Raw genomic sequence first — 15,697 nt, forward strand, 5'->3', positions numbered from 1 at the left:
AGCACAGAAAAACTTTTTGGATCAGAGTGTTGACAGACGTTTCGATATACGTAAAATGGCGCGCCTCTGATACGGGATTCCGGTGAAGCCGGAAGCGAAGTGGAAGAGATTGAAAGGTTCGTCGTTCCGCGATAGCTCAGTCGGTAGAGCAAATGACTGTTAATCATTGGGTCCCTGGTTCGAGTCCAGGTCGCGGAGCCAACTTTCAAACGGGGTATAGCGCAGTCCGGTAGCGCGCTTGCTTTGGGAGCAAGATGTCGGGAGTTCGAATCCCCCTACCCCGACCAAATTCAGGGTCGTTAGCTCAGTCGGTAGAGCAGTTGGCTTTTAACCAATTGGTCGTAGGTTCGAATCCTACACGACCCACCATATCAGGCTCGCAAGAGCCAAGAAAAGCCCGCAATCTCATAGAGACTGCGGGCTTTTTCTTTTTCCGCAACAATCGCCTCTTCCAGATCCTGTCGTAGAACATTCATCCGCACTCCTTTGTGACGATCGTTTCGTGCTTTGCACTCGGAACGATCGTCACAATTGGTCGCATATTAGCCCTTGCAAAAAGCCTGATGCGTCGATGTGTCGCAGGATGCGCGGAGCCATTTTCGAGCTTTTGAGAAGGTTCTTGATCGCCGTCATGGCAAGGTCTTTGCCAGATGCTTTAGCGGCTCGCGGAAGGTCTTTCTTGAAGGGCTGAAACGCCCGTGGTTCATGGGGCCGACGTATTTTCGTGGAGACCGGAGCCGAGACTTGGCAGGGAGGGAAAGCCCCTTTCTCTCATGTGTTAATTGGGTGTTTTCTGAACGATTCGAGTCGGGACTGTTTCATGGGGTGAGAAAATATCTTGTTAAAAATGAAAGGCCGGGGCCTTGAAAGGGGTTTCTGAAATGCTTTGTAATACCCGCCGTCCATTTCCTACCCCCAAATCGCTGAGTCGCACTGACGTAGATCAAGGCCAGTGCTCACCCTTCGGTGCAGCGGCATAACAATAGGGGGCTGCCATCGGTGGGCTCCTGTCATACGACGAGTCGGGCAATCCGCTCGTGCATCCGGTGTGCGACGCGCGCGCTTCAACGAGCCGCCAGTCCAGACACCACACGCTGAATAACACGGAACGAATCAGCTGACGAAATCGGTTTCGCATCGCGAAGACCGGGCGACCTCCCTTTGCCTGGAATCCTTGCGGCCGCGTTCGTGAATCCATGACAGCCCTGGCAGGCGGCTTGGAAAAGTCGCGGGTAACGAGTCGTCGAGCAATGCGTGGCGAAGGCTCATGGGCGGTGAAGCGATTTTCATCCACTAAGGCCGCAAGATGAAAAAAGAGCAGTACACAGGAATTTTGAAGAGACTGGCGTGGCTGCCGATGCTGATGCTCGGTGGTTGCAACATGGCGCTGTTCGACCCGAAAGGGCAGGTCGGCGCTGACGAGAAGTCCCTGATCATCACGGCAACCCTGCTGATGCTGATCGTGGTGGTGCCGGTCATCCTGATGACCTTTGCGTTCGCCTGGAAATACCGGGCTTCGAACACCAAGGCCACCTACATGCCGGACTGGTCCCACTCGACCAGGATCGAGCTGGTGGTGTGGCTGGTTCCCTGCCTGATCATCGCCGTGCTCGGCTGGATCACCTGGGAGAGCACCCACAAGCTGGACCCTTACCGTCCGCTGGACTCCGAGGTCAAGCCGGTGACCATCCAGGCCATCTCGCTGGACTGGAAGTGGCTGTTCATCTACCCGGAACAGGGTATCGCCACCGTCAACGAGATCGCCTTCCCGAAAGACACCCCGGTGAACTTCCAGATCACCTCGGATTCGGTGATGAACTCGTTCTTCATCCCGCAGCTGGGTAGCCAGATCTACTCCATGGCCGGGATGCTGACCAAGCTGCACCTGATCGCCAACGAAAAAGGCGTGTTCGACGGCATCTCCGCGAACTACAGCGGCGGCGGCTTCTCGGGCATGAAGTTCAAGGCCATCTCCACCTCCGAGCAGGGCTTCCAGGAGTGGGTCGCGAAGGTCAAGGCCTCGCAGCAGACCCTGAACCTTGATCAGTACCCGGAGCTGGTGAAGCCGACCGAGAACGTCCCGGCGACCTACTTCGCCACCGTCAGCCCCGAGCTGTTCTCCCACGTGCTGAACAAGTGGGAACACGCCGGCCACGCCATGGCCAAGGCCCACGAAGCCAAAGAGCAGGCCGAGAAGGGCGAGCACGGCGAAGCGCATGAAGAGGCCGCCATGGCGGGCCACGACATGAGCAACATGCCGGGCATGCAAATGAATCCGAGCCAGGAGTAAGCACAGATGTTCGGGAAACTGACACTGTCGGCCGTGCCGTATCACGAGCCGATCATCGTCATCACGCTGGCCATCGTCGCCCTGTTGGGCCTCGGTGTGTTCGGCGCGATCACCTACTACCGCAAGTGGACCTACCTGTGGACCGAATGGCTGACGTCCATCGACCACAAGAAAATCGGCGTGATGTACATCATCGTCGCCCTGATCATGCTCCTGCGCGGCTTTGCCGACGCCATCATGATGCGCGGCCAGCTCGCACTGGCTGAAGGCGCCAACCACGGCTACCTGCCGCCGGAACACTACGACCAGATCTTCACCGCCCATGGCGTGATCATGATCATCTTCATGGCCATGCCCTTCATGACCGGCCTGATGAACCTGGCCGTGCCGCTGCAGATCGGCGCGCGCGACGTGGCGTTCCCGTTCCTGAACTCCCTGAGCTTCTGGCTGCTGGTCGTCAGCGCCATGCTGGTGAACGTATCCCTGGGCCTGGGTGAATTCGCCCGTACCGGCTGGGTCGCCTACCCGCCGCTGTCCGAGCTGGCCTACAGCCCGGGCGTGGGTGTGGACTACTACATCTGGGCACTACAGATATCGGGTATGGGTACCTTGCTCACGGGTATCAACTTCCTGGTGACCGTGTTCAAGATGCGTACCCCCGGCATGAAGCTGATGCAGATGCCGATCTTCACCTGGACCTGCACCTTCGCCAACATCCTGATCGTTGCGTCGTTCCCGATCCTGACCGCGGCCCTGGGCCTGCTGTCGCTGGACCGTTACTTCGACATGCACTTCTTCACCAACGAGCTGGGCGGCAACGCCATGATGTACATCAACCTCTTCTGGGCCTGGGGCCATCCTGAGGTGTACATCCTGATCCTGCCGGCTTTCGGTATCTTCTCCGAAGTCACCGCGACCTTCGCTGGCAAGCGCATGTTCGGCTACACCTCGATGGTGTGGGCGAGCGCCGCGATCACCTTCCTCGGCTTCACCGTGTGGCTGCACCACTTCTTCACCATGGGTTCGGGCGGCGACGTCAACGGCTTCTTCGGCGTGGCGACCATGCTGATCTCCATCCCGACCGGGGTGAAGCTGTTCAACTGGCTGTTCACCATCTACCGTGGCCGCCTGCGCTTCGACACCCCGATCCTGTGGACCCTGGGCTTCATCGTCACCTTCACCATCGGTGGCATGACCGGCGTTCTGCTGGCCATCCCGGGCGCTGACTACCTGCTGCACAACAGCCTGTTCCTGATCGCCCACTTCCACAACACCATCATCGGTGGTGCGGTGTTCGGTTACCTGGCCGGCTTCGTCTTCTGGTTCCCGAAAGCCTTCGGCTTCAAGCTGGACGAGAAGTGGGGCAAGCGCTCCTTCTGGTGCTGGCTGGTCGGCTTCTACATGGCCTTCATGCCGCTGTACATCCTCGGCTTCATGGGCATGACCCGTCGCCTGAACCACTACGACAACCCGATGTGGAAGCCGTACCTGGTGGTGGCCTTCTTCGGCGCCGTGCTGATCTTCTTCGGTATCGCCTGCCAACTGATCCAGCTGCTGGTCTCGATCAAGAACCGCAAGCAACTGGCCGACCTGACTGGCGACCCGTGGGGTGGCCGTACCCTGGAATGGTCCACTTCCTCGCCGCCGCCGTACTACAACTTCGCCGAACTGCCGAAGGTCAACGACATCGACGCGTTCCACGACATGAAGCAGACCGGTACCGCATACCGCAAGCTGCCGGCCTACGCGCCGATCCACATGCCGAAGAACACCGCCGCTGGCTTCTCCATCGCCGTGTTCGCCTTCCTCTTCGGCTTCGCTGCCATCTGGCACATCTGGTGGCTGGTGGGTGTTGGCTTCGTCGGCATGATCGCCTCGGTCATCGTGCGCAGCTACATCACCGACGTGGACTACTACGTCCAGCCGGATGAGATCGAGCGCATCGAGAACGCCAACTTCCAGCAACTCGCCTCCGCACAGCAGGTATAAACCATGTCGACGGCAGTACTTGATCAACACCTGGTCGATACGCACGAAGCGGCGCACGACCATGACCATGCTCACGACAGCGGCGGTATGACGGTATTCGGCTTCTGGCTGTACCTGATGACCGACTGCATCCTGTTCGCGAGCGTCTTCGCCACCTACGCCGTGCTGGTCAACCACACGGCGGGCGGCCCGAGCGGCAAGGACATCTTCGAACTGCCCTACGTGGCCGTCGAAACCGCGATCCTGCTGATCTCCTCCTGCACCTACGGCCTGGCCATGCTGGCCGCGCACAAGGGTGCCAAGGGCAAGGCCATCGCCTGGCTCGGCGTGACCTTCCTCTGCGGTGCCGCGTTCATCGGCATGGAACTCAACGAGTTCCATCACCTGATCGTCGAAGGCTTCGGCCCGAGCCGCAGCGCCTTCCTGTCGTCCTTCTTCACCCTGGTCGGCATGCACGGCCTGCACGTATCCGCAGGCCTGCTGTGGATGCTGGTGCTGATGGCGCAGATCGGCACCCGTGGCCTGACCGCGCAGAACAACACCCGCATGATGTGCCTGAGCCTGTTCTGGCACTTCCTGGACATCGTCTGGATCTGCGTCTTCACCGTCGTCTACCTGATGGGGGCTCTGTAATGTCCGCTGCTGCACATCATCACGACTCCCACGGCGCCCACGGCCACGATTCCCACGGTGCCAGCCACGGCAGCCTGGGTTCGTACGCCATCGGCTTCGTGCTCTCGGTGATCCTGACCGCGATCCCGTTCTACATGGTTATCGACGGCGGCTTCTCGCGTCACGCCACCCTGCTGACCATGGTGATCCTGGGCCTGGTTCAGGTCGTCGTGCACCTGATCTGCTTCCTGCACATGAACTTCAGCTCCGAAGGCCGCTGGAACGTCATGGCATTCATCTTCACCGCCATCATCATCCTGCTGGTGGTCGGTCTGTCGCTGTGGATCATCTACACCGCAGACACCCTGATGATGCCGATGCCCTGAGGGCCGATGCCGTGAAACTCAAGCGTTATCTCCTGGTCGCCAAGCCGGGCATCATCTTCGGAAACCTGATCGCGGTGGCGGGGGGATACTTCCTCGCCGCTCGCGGCAGCGTTGACCCGATGCTGCTGCTGGCCACCGTGATCGGCCTGTCCCTGGTCGTTGCCAGCGGTTGTGTGTTCAACAACTGCATCGACCGCGACATCGATCGCTTCATGGAGCGTACCCGCAGTCGTGTCACCGTGACCGGGCAGATCTCGCTGAAGGCCGCCCTGGCCCACGGCGTGGTCCTCGGTGCGGCGGGCTTCGGCCTGCTGGCGTGGAAGACCAACGTGCAAGCAACTCTGCTCGCTGCGTTCGGCTTCTTCGTCTACGTCGTGCTCTACAGCCTCTGGCTCAAGCGCAGCTCGGTCTACGGCACGCTGGTCGGCAGTCTCTCCGGAGCCATGCCGCCGGTGGTGGGCTACTGCGCCGCGAGCGGTCACTTCGACATGGGCGCGGCGGTGCTGCTGCTGATCTTCTGCCTCTGGCAGATGCCGCACAGCTACGCCATCGCGATCTTCCGCCTCAACGACTACCGCGCCGCCGGGATTCCCGTGCTGCCGGTGGAGCGGGGCATCGAAGCGACCAAGAAGCAGATCCTCTACTACGTCGTGGCCTTCGGCCTGGCGACCCTGCTGCTGACCGTGACCGGCTTTGCTGGCTACGGTTACCTGGTGGTGGCGCTGGCTGTCAGTGCCTGGTGGCTGTTCATCGCGGTGAAAGGCTTCAGTGCCGAAGACGACCGCCGCTGGGCCCGCCAGTTGTTCGCCTTCTCCATCATCGCGATCAGCGTGCTGAGCCTGATGATGTCCATCGACTTCCAGGCCATTCCGGCCCAGTCGATGCTGGCGGCGCTGTAAGGCTGCTCTGCTGCAACGAAAAAGCCGCCCCTCGGGGCGGCTTTTTTGTGCCTGGTATTTCCTGGCGATGTGGCTTTTGTAGGAGCGAGCTTGCTCGCGAACGCTCTTTGCCGGCAGATCCAGAGCTGGGGCGGTTCGCGAGCAAGCTCGCTCCTACAGGGTGCTTCGGGTCCTGCAGGAGCGGACTGCGCCCGCGATCGCTACCCGATCAGTGCAGCTTCAAGCGCGGCTCGGTGCTGCGTCCGATGCGATCCGCGATCATCAGCAGCGCGGTACGGAACGGCCCGTAAAGCGCCATCTGGTGCATGCGGTACAGCGACACGTAGAACATCCGCGCCAGCCAGCCTTCGAGCTTGACGCTGCCCATCAGGTTACCCATCAGGTTGCCCACGGCGCTGAAGCGCGACAGCGAGATCAGCGAACCGTAGTCGGTGTAGCGGTACTCCGGCAGTGGCTTGCCATCGAGCTTCGCCACCAGTGCCTTGGCCAGCAGCGAAGCCTGCTGGTGCGCGGCCTGCGCGCGTGGCGGCACGGTACGTTCGCTACCATCGCCCATCGGGCAGGCCGCGCAATCGCCGAAGGCGAAGATGTTGTCATCGCGGGTCGTCTGCAGCGTAGGGCGAACCACCAGTTGGTTGATGCGGTTGGTCTCCAGGCCGTCGATCTCCTTGAGCAGGCTCGGCGCGCGGATGCCCGCCGCCCAGACCTTCAGGCTCGCCGGAATGAACTCGCCCGCCGAAGTCCGCAGGCCGTCGGCCGTCACTTCCTGTACCGCCGAACCGGTCGCCACGCGCACGCCGAGTTTCTCCAGTGTCTGATGGACCGGTTGGCTGATGCGTTCGGGCAGCGCCGGCAGCACGCGCGGACCAGCCTCGATCAGGGTGATACGCATGTTCTGCGGCTGGATGCCGGTGAGGCCATAGGCCGCCAGTTCCTGCGCCGCATGGTGCAGCTCGGCGGACAGCTCGACCCCGGTGGCGCCGGCGCCAACGATGGCGACGCTGATCTGGTCGTCCTTGTCCTGCCCGGCGTGGGCGCGCAGGTAGTGAGTGAGCAGCAGCTTGTGGAAACGCTCGGCCTGCTCGCGGGTATCCAGGAAGATGCAGTGGTCCGCGGCGCCCTGGGTACCGAAGTCATTGGTGGTGCTGCCGATGGCCAGGACCAGCGTGTCGTAGTCCAGCGCGCGCGCCGGCACCAGCTCCTCGCCCTGCTCGTCGAGCGTGGCGGCGAGCTGGATGCGCTGGCTCGCGCGGTCCAGGCCGGTGAGACGGCCGAGCTGGAATTCGAAGTGGTTCCATTTCGCCTGGGCGACATAGTTCAGCTCATCCTCGTAAGAGTTGAGCGAGCCGGCGGCCACTTCGTGCAGCAGGGGTTTCCAGATGTGGGTGAGGTTGGCGTCGACGAGCGTAATGCGCGCCTTGCCTTGTTTACCCAGGGTGCGGCCGAGACGGGTCGCGAGCTCCAGCCCGCCGGCGCCGCCGCCGACGATCACGATACGATGGGACATGGTGCATTCTCATAGCTTAAGGAATCCTGTATCGGCCCGTGGCGGCACGGCGCTCACGCAAGGTAGGCCAGGAGGCGGCTCAGCAAACCCAGGGCGATGACCACAGCGAGCAAGCCACCCATCATCAGCCAGGGCTTGAACGGCGCACGCTGGACCTGGTGGACGGGGGAGCTGAGGTACTGATCGACCTTCTGCTGGTCTTCGGGGCTCAGGCGACTGGGCATGGGCGGCCTCCGTTTATAATGTCCTGCATTCTAGTAGGGCTCGGGCGGCCTCTCAATGCGCCGCCGATCAATGCCGCTTTGCGCCGGCGCCTATTTACAGGCCGACGCCCATGTCGAAGAGGACGCTGCGGCCCAGGCTGCCGCGCAGGAAGTCCGGCGCGTCACTGTGGGCGAAGAGCACGCGGGCGAAGGTCGGGCCGACCACCGACAACGAGCGCCACCCCTGGCGCAGGTATTCGGTGGGGGGCGGGAAGGGCGTATTGAAGTCCGGCGTCTCGCGCTTGAGGCTGACGAACGCCAGCAGGTCCAGCTCGCGCGGGTCGATGCCGCGCTCGGTGTAGTTGTGCGCTTTCTTGCGCAGCGTCGGCGCCAGGCGCGCCTGCAGTTCCGCGCAGGGAATCCGTCGCGGTCGCTGCTCACGGCGGATCAACTGGTTGAGGCTCTGGGCCATGCGCCGGCGCAGCAGCTCCTCCTTCCATTCCTCGTTGAGCCGGCGCCCCTGGTCGAGCACGAAGAAGACCTCGAAGGCGGCATCGCGGAACAGCACATCCGGTGGCTGCTGCGTGGGCGCGATGAAGTCTTCCTGGCGATACGGCACCTTCAGCGCCTGCAGCAGCCGCTGGCAGGCCCAGCACTCTCGCTCCCATTTGCGGGCGTTGGAGAGGAAGTCATTGGCTTGTTCTGCCTGGCGCGTCAGCAGGCGCAGATAGTCGGTCTCGTTCATGACTCAAGCATAGTTGCTGGCGGCCGCAGGCGAGCGCCGATGGCGGTGTAGACTGTTGCCAATCATTGTCGGTTCCGGGCAAGGGGGACGCGTGAAACGATTGCTGGGCGGATGGCTGTTGATGGTGCTGGCAAGCGCGGCGGTGGCGCAGGAATCGCCCGCCATCGGCTGGACGCTGCTGGACCAGTTCGACAAACCCTACACCGCAGGCGCTGACCTGAACGTCCTGCTGGTCGCCCACGACATGGCCGGCTCCAAGCTGGTCAAGGCGGCGCTGGCCGATCGTCCGCAGGGCTATCTCGAAGCGCGGCACGCGGCCTTCGTCGCCGACATCAGCCGCATGCCGGCCGCCATCTCCAAGCTGTTCGCCATCCCCGCCATGCGCGACTACCCCTACCGCGTGCTGCTCGACCGCGAGCCGCGCGTGGCCAGCCGCTTCCCCGGCCAGGCCGAGGCGGTGACATTGATGCGGCTGGACCAGGGCAAGGTCGTCTCGACCCATCAGTTCGACTCGGTGCAGGCCCTGCGCCAGGCGTTGGAGCGGGGCACGCCGTGATCGCCGCACAGCTGCTGTCGGCCGAAACCCTGGAGATCGGCTGGGCGATCTACCTGCCCATCGTCGCCTGGGCCATCTGGCGCGCGCCGTGGCTGGAACTGGTCAGCGACTTCCGCCGCCAGCACCTGGTATTCGGTACCATGCTCGGGTTGTTCCTGCTGTGGCTGGTGCGGCGGGACTTCGCCTCTGGCGTGTCCTTCCACTTCATCGGCATGACCGCCGTCACCTTGCTGCTGGACTGGCCGCTGGCAATTCTGGTCGGCCTCGTGGCGCAGCTCGGCCTGTGCGCCATCGGCCGACAGGACTGGGCCGCCCTCGGCGTCAACGGCATCCTGCTGGTGCTGATTCCGGTGGTCATCACCGAACTGGCGGCGATCTTCGTCGAGCGCCGCCAGCCTCGAAACCTGTTCGTCTACATCTTCTGCTCGGGCTTCTTCCCGGCGGCGCTGGCGGCCGTGTGCAGCCTGCTGCTGGGCCTCGGCCTGCTGTGGATGGACGGGCTGTTCCCGATGCCGCCGTGGATCGAGGATTTCATCGGCTACCTCTGGCTGATCATGTTCCCCGAGGCCTTCATCAACGGCACCATCGTCACCGGGCTGGTGGTCTTCTACCCGGACTGGCTGGAAACCTTCAACCGCACGCGCTACCTGCAGGCGCCGTGGAAGGACGACGATGAGCCGCGTTGATGTTCGTACATCGTCCAGGCGCATCGCCGCCGTCGATTGATCCAGGTCAGTTCGCGAAGCTCGGGCGATCAGGGAAGCTTTCTCCCCCATTCGCAGGAGATTGCCAATGAGCATTCACAGCTGGGCCGAGCAGCGTCTTTCAGAGCTGCTGATCGAAGCCGAAGCCGGCGGGCAGGACCCGCAACTGGTCGTGCGCGCGCTGCTCAGCGCGGTGGTGCGGGCCAATGCGCAAGTGCGCACGCAGGAGGACCTCGAGCACGAACTGCACTTCCTCGCCGATAACCTGGACGAGGACCGGGACTACACCTTCATGCGTCCCTGAACGAAAAAGGCCCGCATCTGCGGGCCTTTCCTCTTCTGTAGGAGCGAGCTTGCTCGCGAACGCTTTATCGTCGATGGCCTCGACCGGGCGCTTCGCGAGCAAGCTCGCTCCTACGAAAAGCTGGAAAAAAGCCACCTCGAGGGGCGGCTTTTGTCGAGCTCAATGCCCGCGCGGCTTTTCCAGATCACCGGAGAACAGCTCGTCTTCCAGATTGTCGCCGGGAATGGCGTGCTCTTCCGCCGCCCAGGCGCCCAGGTCGATCAGCTTGCAGCGGTGCGAGCAGAAGGGGCGGTACTCGCTCTTGGCGCTCCACTCCACGGGCGCGCCGCAGGTGGGGCATTCCACGGTCAGGGGTTGGCTCATGGTTGTCCTCCACGCAGGCCGAGATAGAACTGATGCAGACGCTCGACCTGCTGGTGCAGGTGGCCGAGGTCGCCATCGTTGAGCAGCACGTCGTCCGCGTGCTTGAGCCGGTCGTCGCGCAAGGCCTGGGCCTTGAGAATCGAACGGACGTGATCTTCCGACACCTGGTCGCGGCTCATGGTGCGCTCCAGTTGCAGGTGTTCGGGGGTATCCACCACCAGTACGCGCTGGGTCATGCGGTGCTGGCCGGACTCCACCAGCAGCGGCGAGACCAGGATGGCGTAGGGCGATTGCGCCTGCGCCAGGTTGCTGGCGATTTCCTGGCCGATGAGCGGGTGCAGCAGTTGCTCCAGCCAGCGGCGCTCGTCCTCGGCCTTGAAGATGCGCTCGCGCAGGGCGGCGCGGTTGAGCTGGCCGCCCGGCAGCAGCATGGCGTCGCCGAAGCGCTCGACGATCTTCGCCAGGGCAGGGCGGCCGGGTTCCACCACCCAGCGCGCGGCGTGGTCGGCGTCGACCGTGTGGATGCCCAGCGAGGCGAAATGCTCGGCGGCGGCGCTCTTGCCGCTGCCGATGCCGCCGGTGAGGCCCAGAATCCAGGGTTTCATCATTCTCCTTCAGCCGGCCCGGTGGCCGTCCAGAAGCGCCGACGAAACTCGGCGCAGGAGAAGGCTAGCGGAAACCGGCGAACTGCAGATAGGTCGCGGTTATTTGATCACCCCAGAGCAATGCAATCCAGCCGGCGATGGCCAGATAGGGGCCGAAGGGGATGGGCGTACTGGTTTCCGCGTTGCGCAGGCGCAGCATGATCACGCCCAGCACCGCACCCACCAGAGACGACAGCAGGATGGTCACCGGCAACACCTGCCAGCCACCCCAGGCGCCGAGCATGGCCAGCAGCTTGAAGTCGCCGTAACCCATGCCTTCCTTGCCGGTGATCAGCTTGAACAGCCAGTACACCGACCACAGGCTCAGATACCCGAACACCGCGCCCCAGAGCGCGTCGCCCAGGTTCGTGAAGAGGCCGAAGTGGTTGACGATGAGACCGAGCCACAGCAACGGCAACACCAGATCGTCCGGTAGCAGCTGATGATCGACATCGATCATGCTCATTGCCAGCAAACCCCAGGTCAGCAACAGCATCGCCCCCGCCTGCCAGCCAAAGCCGTAATGCCAGGCAATGAAGGCCGACAGCGCGGCGCACGCCAGCTCGACCAGCGGATAACGCTTGCTGATCGGCGCTCTGCAGGCCGAACACTTGCCACCCAGCGCCAGCCAACTGACCAGCGGGATGTTCTCCCACGGCTTGATCTCATGGGCACAGTGAGGGCACTGGGAGTTCGGCAAAATCAGGTTGTACGTCGGCTGCTTCTCGCCCTCCGGCAGCCCCAATGTTTCCCGCGCCTGCTGCTGCCAATCGAGCTGCATCATCCGCGGCAGGCGATGGATCACCACGTTGAGGAAGCTGCCCACTAGCAGGCCGAGGAGGGTGACGCATAAAACAAAGGCCAGCGGGGTGCTGGCCAGATAGTCGAGAACAGGCATGGGTTAGACAACGGAGCCCAGTTGGAAAATAGGCAGGTACATAGCGATGATCAGACCGCCAACCAGCACGCCCAGAACGACCATGATCAGCGGCTCCATGAGAGTGGTTAGGTTATCTACCGCATTATCCACTTCTTCTTCATAGTAGTTGGCTACTTTATCCAGCATCGCGTCGAGTGAGCCAGACTCTTCACCAATAGCCGCCATTTGTACGGCCATACTGGGGAATACTCCCGTAGTACGCATCGAAAAGTTCAGTTGAGTACCAGACGAAACATCCTGCTTGATCTTGGTCACGGCATTGCGGAATACCACGTTACCGGTTGCCCCCGAAACTGAATCCAGAGCCTCTACTAGTGGCACGCCTGCGGCGAAGGTGGTCGACAAGGTGCGTGAATAGCGGGCTACTGCAGATTTGTAGAGGATGTCACCAACAATCGGGGTTTTGAGAAGGCTGCGATCCACCAAATCACGGAATTTCTCCGAGCGTTTGAGTGCCTCTCGCAGGGTAAATGCGAAAGCGAATAGCGCTATCAGAAGGAAGAACCACCACTTCTGCATGGCCTCCGACAAGTTGATAACCATTTGGGTGAAGGCTGGCAGCTCTGCACCAAAGCCTTCGAACACTGACTTGAACTGTGGGACAACCTTGATCAGGAGGATTGCGGAAACTACTACCGCGACCACGACGACCGCGATCGGGTATGTCATAGCCTTCTTGATCTTGGCCTTCAAGGCCTCAGTTTTTTCCTTGTAGGTCGCGACACGATCGAGCAAGGTTTCCAAGGCGCCGGATTGTTCGCCAGCATCTACCAAGTTGCAGTAGAGGTCATCAAAATACTGGGGCTTCTTACGTAGAGAGTTCGCCAAGCTATTACCAGCAGCAACCTCCTGCTTGATTTCGTCCACCAGCTTACGCATGTTTGGGTTGTCGAATCCCTCGCTAATGATGTCGAAGGACTGCAGCAGCGGTACACCGGATCCCATCATGGTCGACAATTGGCGAGTGAAGAGCGCGATATCTAGGGGCTTGATCTTCTTACCCTGGCCCAGCAGTGAGATACCTTTCTTGCGCACTTTGGTCGGGTTGATCCCCTGCTTGCGCAACTGGGCCTTTACCAGAGCGGTATTGGGCCCAGAAAGCTCCCCTTTGATTTTCCCGCCCTTGCGATCAGTGCCTTCCCAGGTAAAGACACTGGTCTTCAATGCTTTGTCCGCCATGGATTAATCCTTGGTCACGCGGTTGACTTCCTCGAGGCTGGTTATGCCTTGCATGGCTTTGAGCAGACCCGAAGTGCGTAGATCGTTGAAGCCTTCTTTTCGAGCCTGTTCGGATATCTGAATTGAGTTGCCTTCTTCCATGATAATCCGCTGCAGGGCAGGCGTGATTTTAACTACTTCATAAATACCCACACGGCCTTTGTAGCCGTTCTTGCAGTTTTCACATCCCACCGGCGAATAAAGCTTGAAGCTGCCGATTTTTTCTGCGGGAAAACCTTCATGGAGCAGGGCTTCCCGCGGAACCTCGTGTTCCTTCTTGCAGTGCGGGCAGAGTTTGCGAGCCAGGCGCTGGGCAATGATGAGGTTGGTGGACGTGGCCAGGTTGAAGGCGGCGACGCCCATGTTCAGCAAGCGCGTCAGGGTTTCGGCAGCGCTGTTGGTGTGCAGGGTGGACATCACCATGTGGCCAGTCTGGGCCGCCTTGATAGCGATCTCGGCAGTTTCCAGATCGCGGATCTCGCCCACCATGATCACGTCCGGATCCTGACGCAGGAAGGCCCGCAGAGCCTGGGCGAAGTCCATGCCCTGGCGTGGGTTGACGTTCACCTGGTTGATGCCTTCCAGGTTGATCTCCACGGGGTCTTCTGCTGTGGAGATATTGATATCCGGAGTGTTGAGAATATTGATGCCGGTGTAGAGTGAAACCGTCTTGCCCGAACCGGTCGGGCCAGTCACCAGAATCATGCCTTGCGGTTGCTTCAAGGCTTCCAGATAGAGCTGTTTTTGTGCCTCTTCATAACCCAGCGCATCGATCCCCATCTGTGCACTGGACGAGTCGAGAATCCGCATCACGATCTTCTCTCCCCATAGCGTAGGCAGAGTGTTGACGCGGAAGTCGATGGACTTGGTCTTGGAAACCCGCATCTTGATGCGGCCGTCCTGAGGTTTGCGGCGCTCTGAGATATCCAGCCCCGCCATGACCTTCAGGCGTGCTGAAATACGGCTGGCCAGCTGGATCGGCGGTTTAGCGACCTCATGCAGCATGCCGTCGGTACGGAAGCGTACGCGGTAGATTTTCTCGTACGGCTCGAAGTGCAGGTCGGATGAACCGCCCTTGATGGCGTCCAGCAGCATCTTGTTGACGAAGCGCACCACGGGAGCGTCGTCGGCATCCCCTCCAATCGCATCATCCTTTTGTTCGGTATTGCCACTCTCGATATCCAGGCCGTCCAGGTCGATATCACCCAGATCGTCCAGTCCTCCGGTAGAGCTCTCAAACAGCTTTTCAATGGCGTCGCCGAGCTTGTCATCCTCGACCAGGATGGCCTCGGTGGTCAGGCCGGTACTGAACTGCACATCGGTAATGGCCTGATGATTGGTCGGATCGGAGAGACCTACGAAGAGTTTGTTGCCCCGACGCCAAAGCGGCAGAACCCGATGCTGGCGAATCAGTTTTTCCGTCACCAGCTCTTTAGGGAAACTCTCGCGGTCAAGGCTGCCTAGGTCGCAGAATGCGACCCCGAATTGCTCTGCGGCCAGTTCAGTCAGTGGCCGGCTTTTGACCAGCTTGTTCTGAACCAGGTAGGTCACCAGCGACAGCTTGTTGCGCTGGGCCTGCAGTTGGGCTTGCTGGGCGCTTTTCTCGTCGAGCAGCTCGGAAAGCACCAGTTGTCGGGCGAGGCCGGAGAGGACGACTTGATCGTTCATGGAAGGCTTTCGGCGAGGTAGGAGATCAGTGCCTTATAACGCAGATGCTGCGAGGAGCCAAATTGCGTCGAGTGCACTGCCAAAAAGTGTCACTTCTTGCGTATATTCGCGCGATGCTGTCCGGTATTTCTGTCTTATGGCGTGGAATATGCTGTGCACTGTGTTGGCATACTTTCTGCTTGTGGAAGCAGCAGGTCCTACGACCGCTATTACAAACCTGGAGAGAATCATGAAGGCTCAAAAAGGCTTTACTCTGATCGAACTTATGATCGTGGTCGCTATTATCGGCATTCTGGCTGCCATTGCGCTTCCCGCCTACCAAGACTACATGGGGCGTTCGCAAATGACCGAAGCCATGACTCTGGCTAGCGGTGCCAAGACTTCCGTTGCTGAGTACTACTCCAACAATGGTCATTTCCCTACCAACAACCAGTCCGCTGGTTTGGCTGTTGCCACTGACATCAAAGGCAAATACGTGACCCAAGTGGCGCAATCCGCTGGTGTCATTACCGCGACCATGGCTTCCTCTGGTGTCGCCAAAGGCGTAGAAGGCCTGACCCTTATTCTGAGCCCCGTCACCAACAACGGCTCGCTGAGCTGGAAGTGCAAAGGTAGCGGCAGTGCTGCGGCCGCCACTGCGAAGTACTACCCGAGCTCCTGCCGCTAATT

At 61.0% G+C, this 15,697-nt stretch carries 17 protein-coding genes and 3 tRNA genes; 12 read left to right on the top strand and 8 right to left on the bottom strand.

The genetic code is table 11. From position 1 onward, the window contains the following. Positions 1-125 precede the first annotated feature (125 nt). The 8 genes from LDJ84_RS05160 (at position 126) to cyoE (ending at position 6,176) form a co-directional block, all read left to right on the top strand. A tRNA-Asn gene (locus LDJ84_RS05160) sits at positions 126-201 on the top strand. A gap of 9 nt (positions 202-210) precedes the next feature. Then, a tRNA-Pro gene (locus LDJ84_RS05165) sits at positions 211-287 on the top strand. 6 nt (positions 288-293) lie between these two features. Then, positions 294-369, top strand: a tRNA-Lys gene (locus tag LDJ84_RS05170). A gap of 937 nt (positions 370-1,306) precedes the next feature. Continuing rightward, a complete protein-coding gene (gene cyoA / locus LDJ84_RS05175; RefSeq protein ID WP_226046016.1) occupies positions 1,307-2,290 on the top strand; it encodes a ubiquinol oxidase subunit II in 984 nt (327 codons plus the stop codon). Positions 2,291-2,296: 6 nt separating this feature from the next. Next, complete coding sequence (cyoB, locus tag LDJ84_RS05180; protein WP_226046017.1) at positions 2,297-4,279, top strand: cytochrome o ubiquinol oxidase subunit I; 1,983 nt, start codon at positions 2,297-2,299, stop codon at positions 4,277-4,279. 3 nt (positions 4,280-4,282) lie between these two features. Next, on the top strand, positions 4,283-4,912 hold the full coding sequence (gene cyoC / locus LDJ84_RS05185; RefSeq protein ID WP_024765644.1) for a cytochrome o ubiquinol oxidase subunit III: 630 nt from the start codon (positions 4,283-4,285) through the stop codon (positions 4,910-4,912). Next, positions 4,912-5,277: a cytochrome o ubiquinol oxidase subunit IV gene (cyoD, locus tag LDJ84_RS05190; protein WP_226046018.1), complete on the top strand. Its 366-nt coding sequence runs from the start codon at positions 4,912-4,914 to the stop codon at positions 5,275-5,277. Before cyoC ends, cyoD begins: the two co-directional genes overlap by 1 nt. 11 nt (positions 5,278-5,288) lie before the next feature. Beyond that, positions 5,289-6,176 carry a heme o synthase gene (gene cyoE, locus LDJ84_RS05195; protein WP_081517366.1) on the top strand — a complete coding sequence of 296 codons (888 nt, stop codon included), beginning with the start codon at positions 5,289-5,291 and terminating at the stop codon, positions 6,174-6,176. 208 nt (positions 6,177-6,384) lie between these two features. Here cyoE and LDJ84_RS05200 read toward each other — a convergent pair whose 3' ends face one another. The 3 genes from LDJ84_RS05200 to LDJ84_RS05210 all read right to left on the bottom strand — a co-directional run bounded on the left by LDJ84_RS05200 (position 6,385) and on the right by LDJ84_RS05210 (position 8,631). Next, positions 6,385-7,683 (bottom strand): NAD(P)/FAD-dependent oxidoreductase, encoded by a 1,299-nt coding sequence (locus LDJ84_RS05200; protein WP_226046019.1) that lies wholly within the window; start codon positions 7,681-7,683, stop codon positions 6,385-6,387. A 53-nt stretch (positions 7,684-7,736) separates the two neighbouring features. Further along, positions 7,737-7,907, bottom strand: coding sequence for a DUF3094 domain-containing protein (locus LDJ84_RS05205; RefSeq protein ID WP_065084249.1), 171 nt, complete (start codon positions 7,905-7,907; stop codon positions 7,737-7,739). A gap of 94 nt (positions 7,908-8,001) precedes the next feature. Then, a complete protein-coding gene (locus tag LDJ84_RS05210) occupies positions 8,002-8,631 on the bottom strand; it encodes a DUF1780 domain-containing protein (RefSeq protein ID WP_226046020.1) in 630 nt (209 codons plus the stop codon). Between the two features lie 121 nt (positions 8,632-8,752). Between LDJ84_RS05210 and LDJ84_RS05215 the strand changes: the two genes are divergently transcribed. The 3 genes from LDJ84_RS05215 to LDJ84_RS05225 all read left to right on the top strand — a co-directional run bounded on the left by LDJ84_RS05215 (position 8,753) and on the right by LDJ84_RS05225 (position 10,195). Continuing rightward, complete coding sequence (locus tag LDJ84_RS05215; protein WP_226046557.1) at positions 8,753-9,187, top strand: FAD/FMN-containing dehydrogenase; 435 nt, start codon at positions 8,753-8,755, stop codon at positions 9,185-9,187. Continuing rightward, complete coding sequence (locus LDJ84_RS05220) at positions 9,184-9,873, top strand: energy-coupling factor ABC transporter permease (protein ID WP_226046021.1); 690 nt, start codon at positions 9,184-9,186, stop codon at positions 9,871-9,873. The genes LDJ84_RS05215 and LDJ84_RS05220 overlap by 4 nt, the downstream gene beginning before the upstream one ends. A gap of 106 nt (positions 9,874-9,979) precedes the next feature. Beyond that, positions 9,980-10,195 carry a hypothetical protein gene (locus tag LDJ84_RS05225; protein WP_226046022.1) on the top strand — a complete coding sequence of 72 codons (216 nt, stop codon included), beginning with the start codon at positions 9,980-9,982 and terminating at the stop codon, positions 10,193-10,195. Positions 10,196-10,354: 159 nt separating this feature from the next. On the opposite strand, the gene yacG is transcribed toward LDJ84_RS05225, so the two are convergent. The 5 genes from yacG to pilB form a co-directional block, all read right to left on the bottom strand. Then, the gene (yacG, locus tag LDJ84_RS05230) at positions 10,355-10,558 is read right to left on the bottom strand and encodes a DNA gyrase inhibitor YacG (protein WP_226046023.1); all 204 of its coding nucleotides are present in this window, start codon (positions 10,556-10,558) and stop codon (positions 10,355-10,357) included. Beyond that, positions 10,555-11,166: a dephospho-CoA kinase gene (coaE, locus tag LDJ84_RS05235; protein ID WP_226046024.1), complete on the bottom strand. Its 612-nt coding sequence runs from the start codon at positions 11,164-11,166 to the stop codon at positions 10,555-10,557. Before coaE ends, yacG begins: the two co-directional genes overlap by 4 nt. Positions 11,167-11,227: 61 nt before the next feature. Further along, complete coding sequence (locus LDJ84_RS05240; protein ID WP_226046025.1) at positions 11,228-12,100, bottom strand: prepilin peptidase; 873 nt, start codon at positions 12,098-12,100, stop codon at positions 11,228-11,230. Between the two features lie 3 nt (positions 12,101-12,103). Continuing rightward, positions 12,104-13,321, bottom strand: coding sequence for a type II secretion system F family protein (locus LDJ84_RS05245; protein WP_226046026.1), 1,218 nt, complete (start codon positions 13,319-13,321; stop codon positions 12,104-12,106). Positions 13,322-13,324: 3 nt separating this feature from the next. Beyond that, positions 13,325-15,028, bottom strand: coding sequence for a type IV-A pilus assembly ATPase PilB (gene pilB / locus LDJ84_RS05250; RefSeq protein ID WP_226046027.1), 1,704 nt, complete (start codon positions 15,026-15,028; stop codon positions 13,325-13,327). 229 nt (positions 15,029-15,257) lie between these two features. Here pilB and LDJ84_RS05255 point away from each other — a divergent pair, with 229 nt between their 5' ends. Beyond that, positions 15,258-15,695, top strand: coding sequence for a pilin (locus tag LDJ84_RS05255; protein WP_226046028.1), 438 nt, complete (start codon positions 15,258-15,260; stop codon positions 15,693-15,695). Positions 15,696-15,697 lie beyond the last annotated feature (2 nt).

The sequence above is a fragment of the Pseudomonas sp. HS-18 genome (genome assembly GCF_020401845.1).
In the GTDB taxonomy this organism is placed as follows: domain Bacteria; phylum Pseudomonadota; class Gammaproteobacteria; order Pseudomonadales; family Pseudomonadaceae; genus Pseudomonas; species Pseudomonas nitroreducens.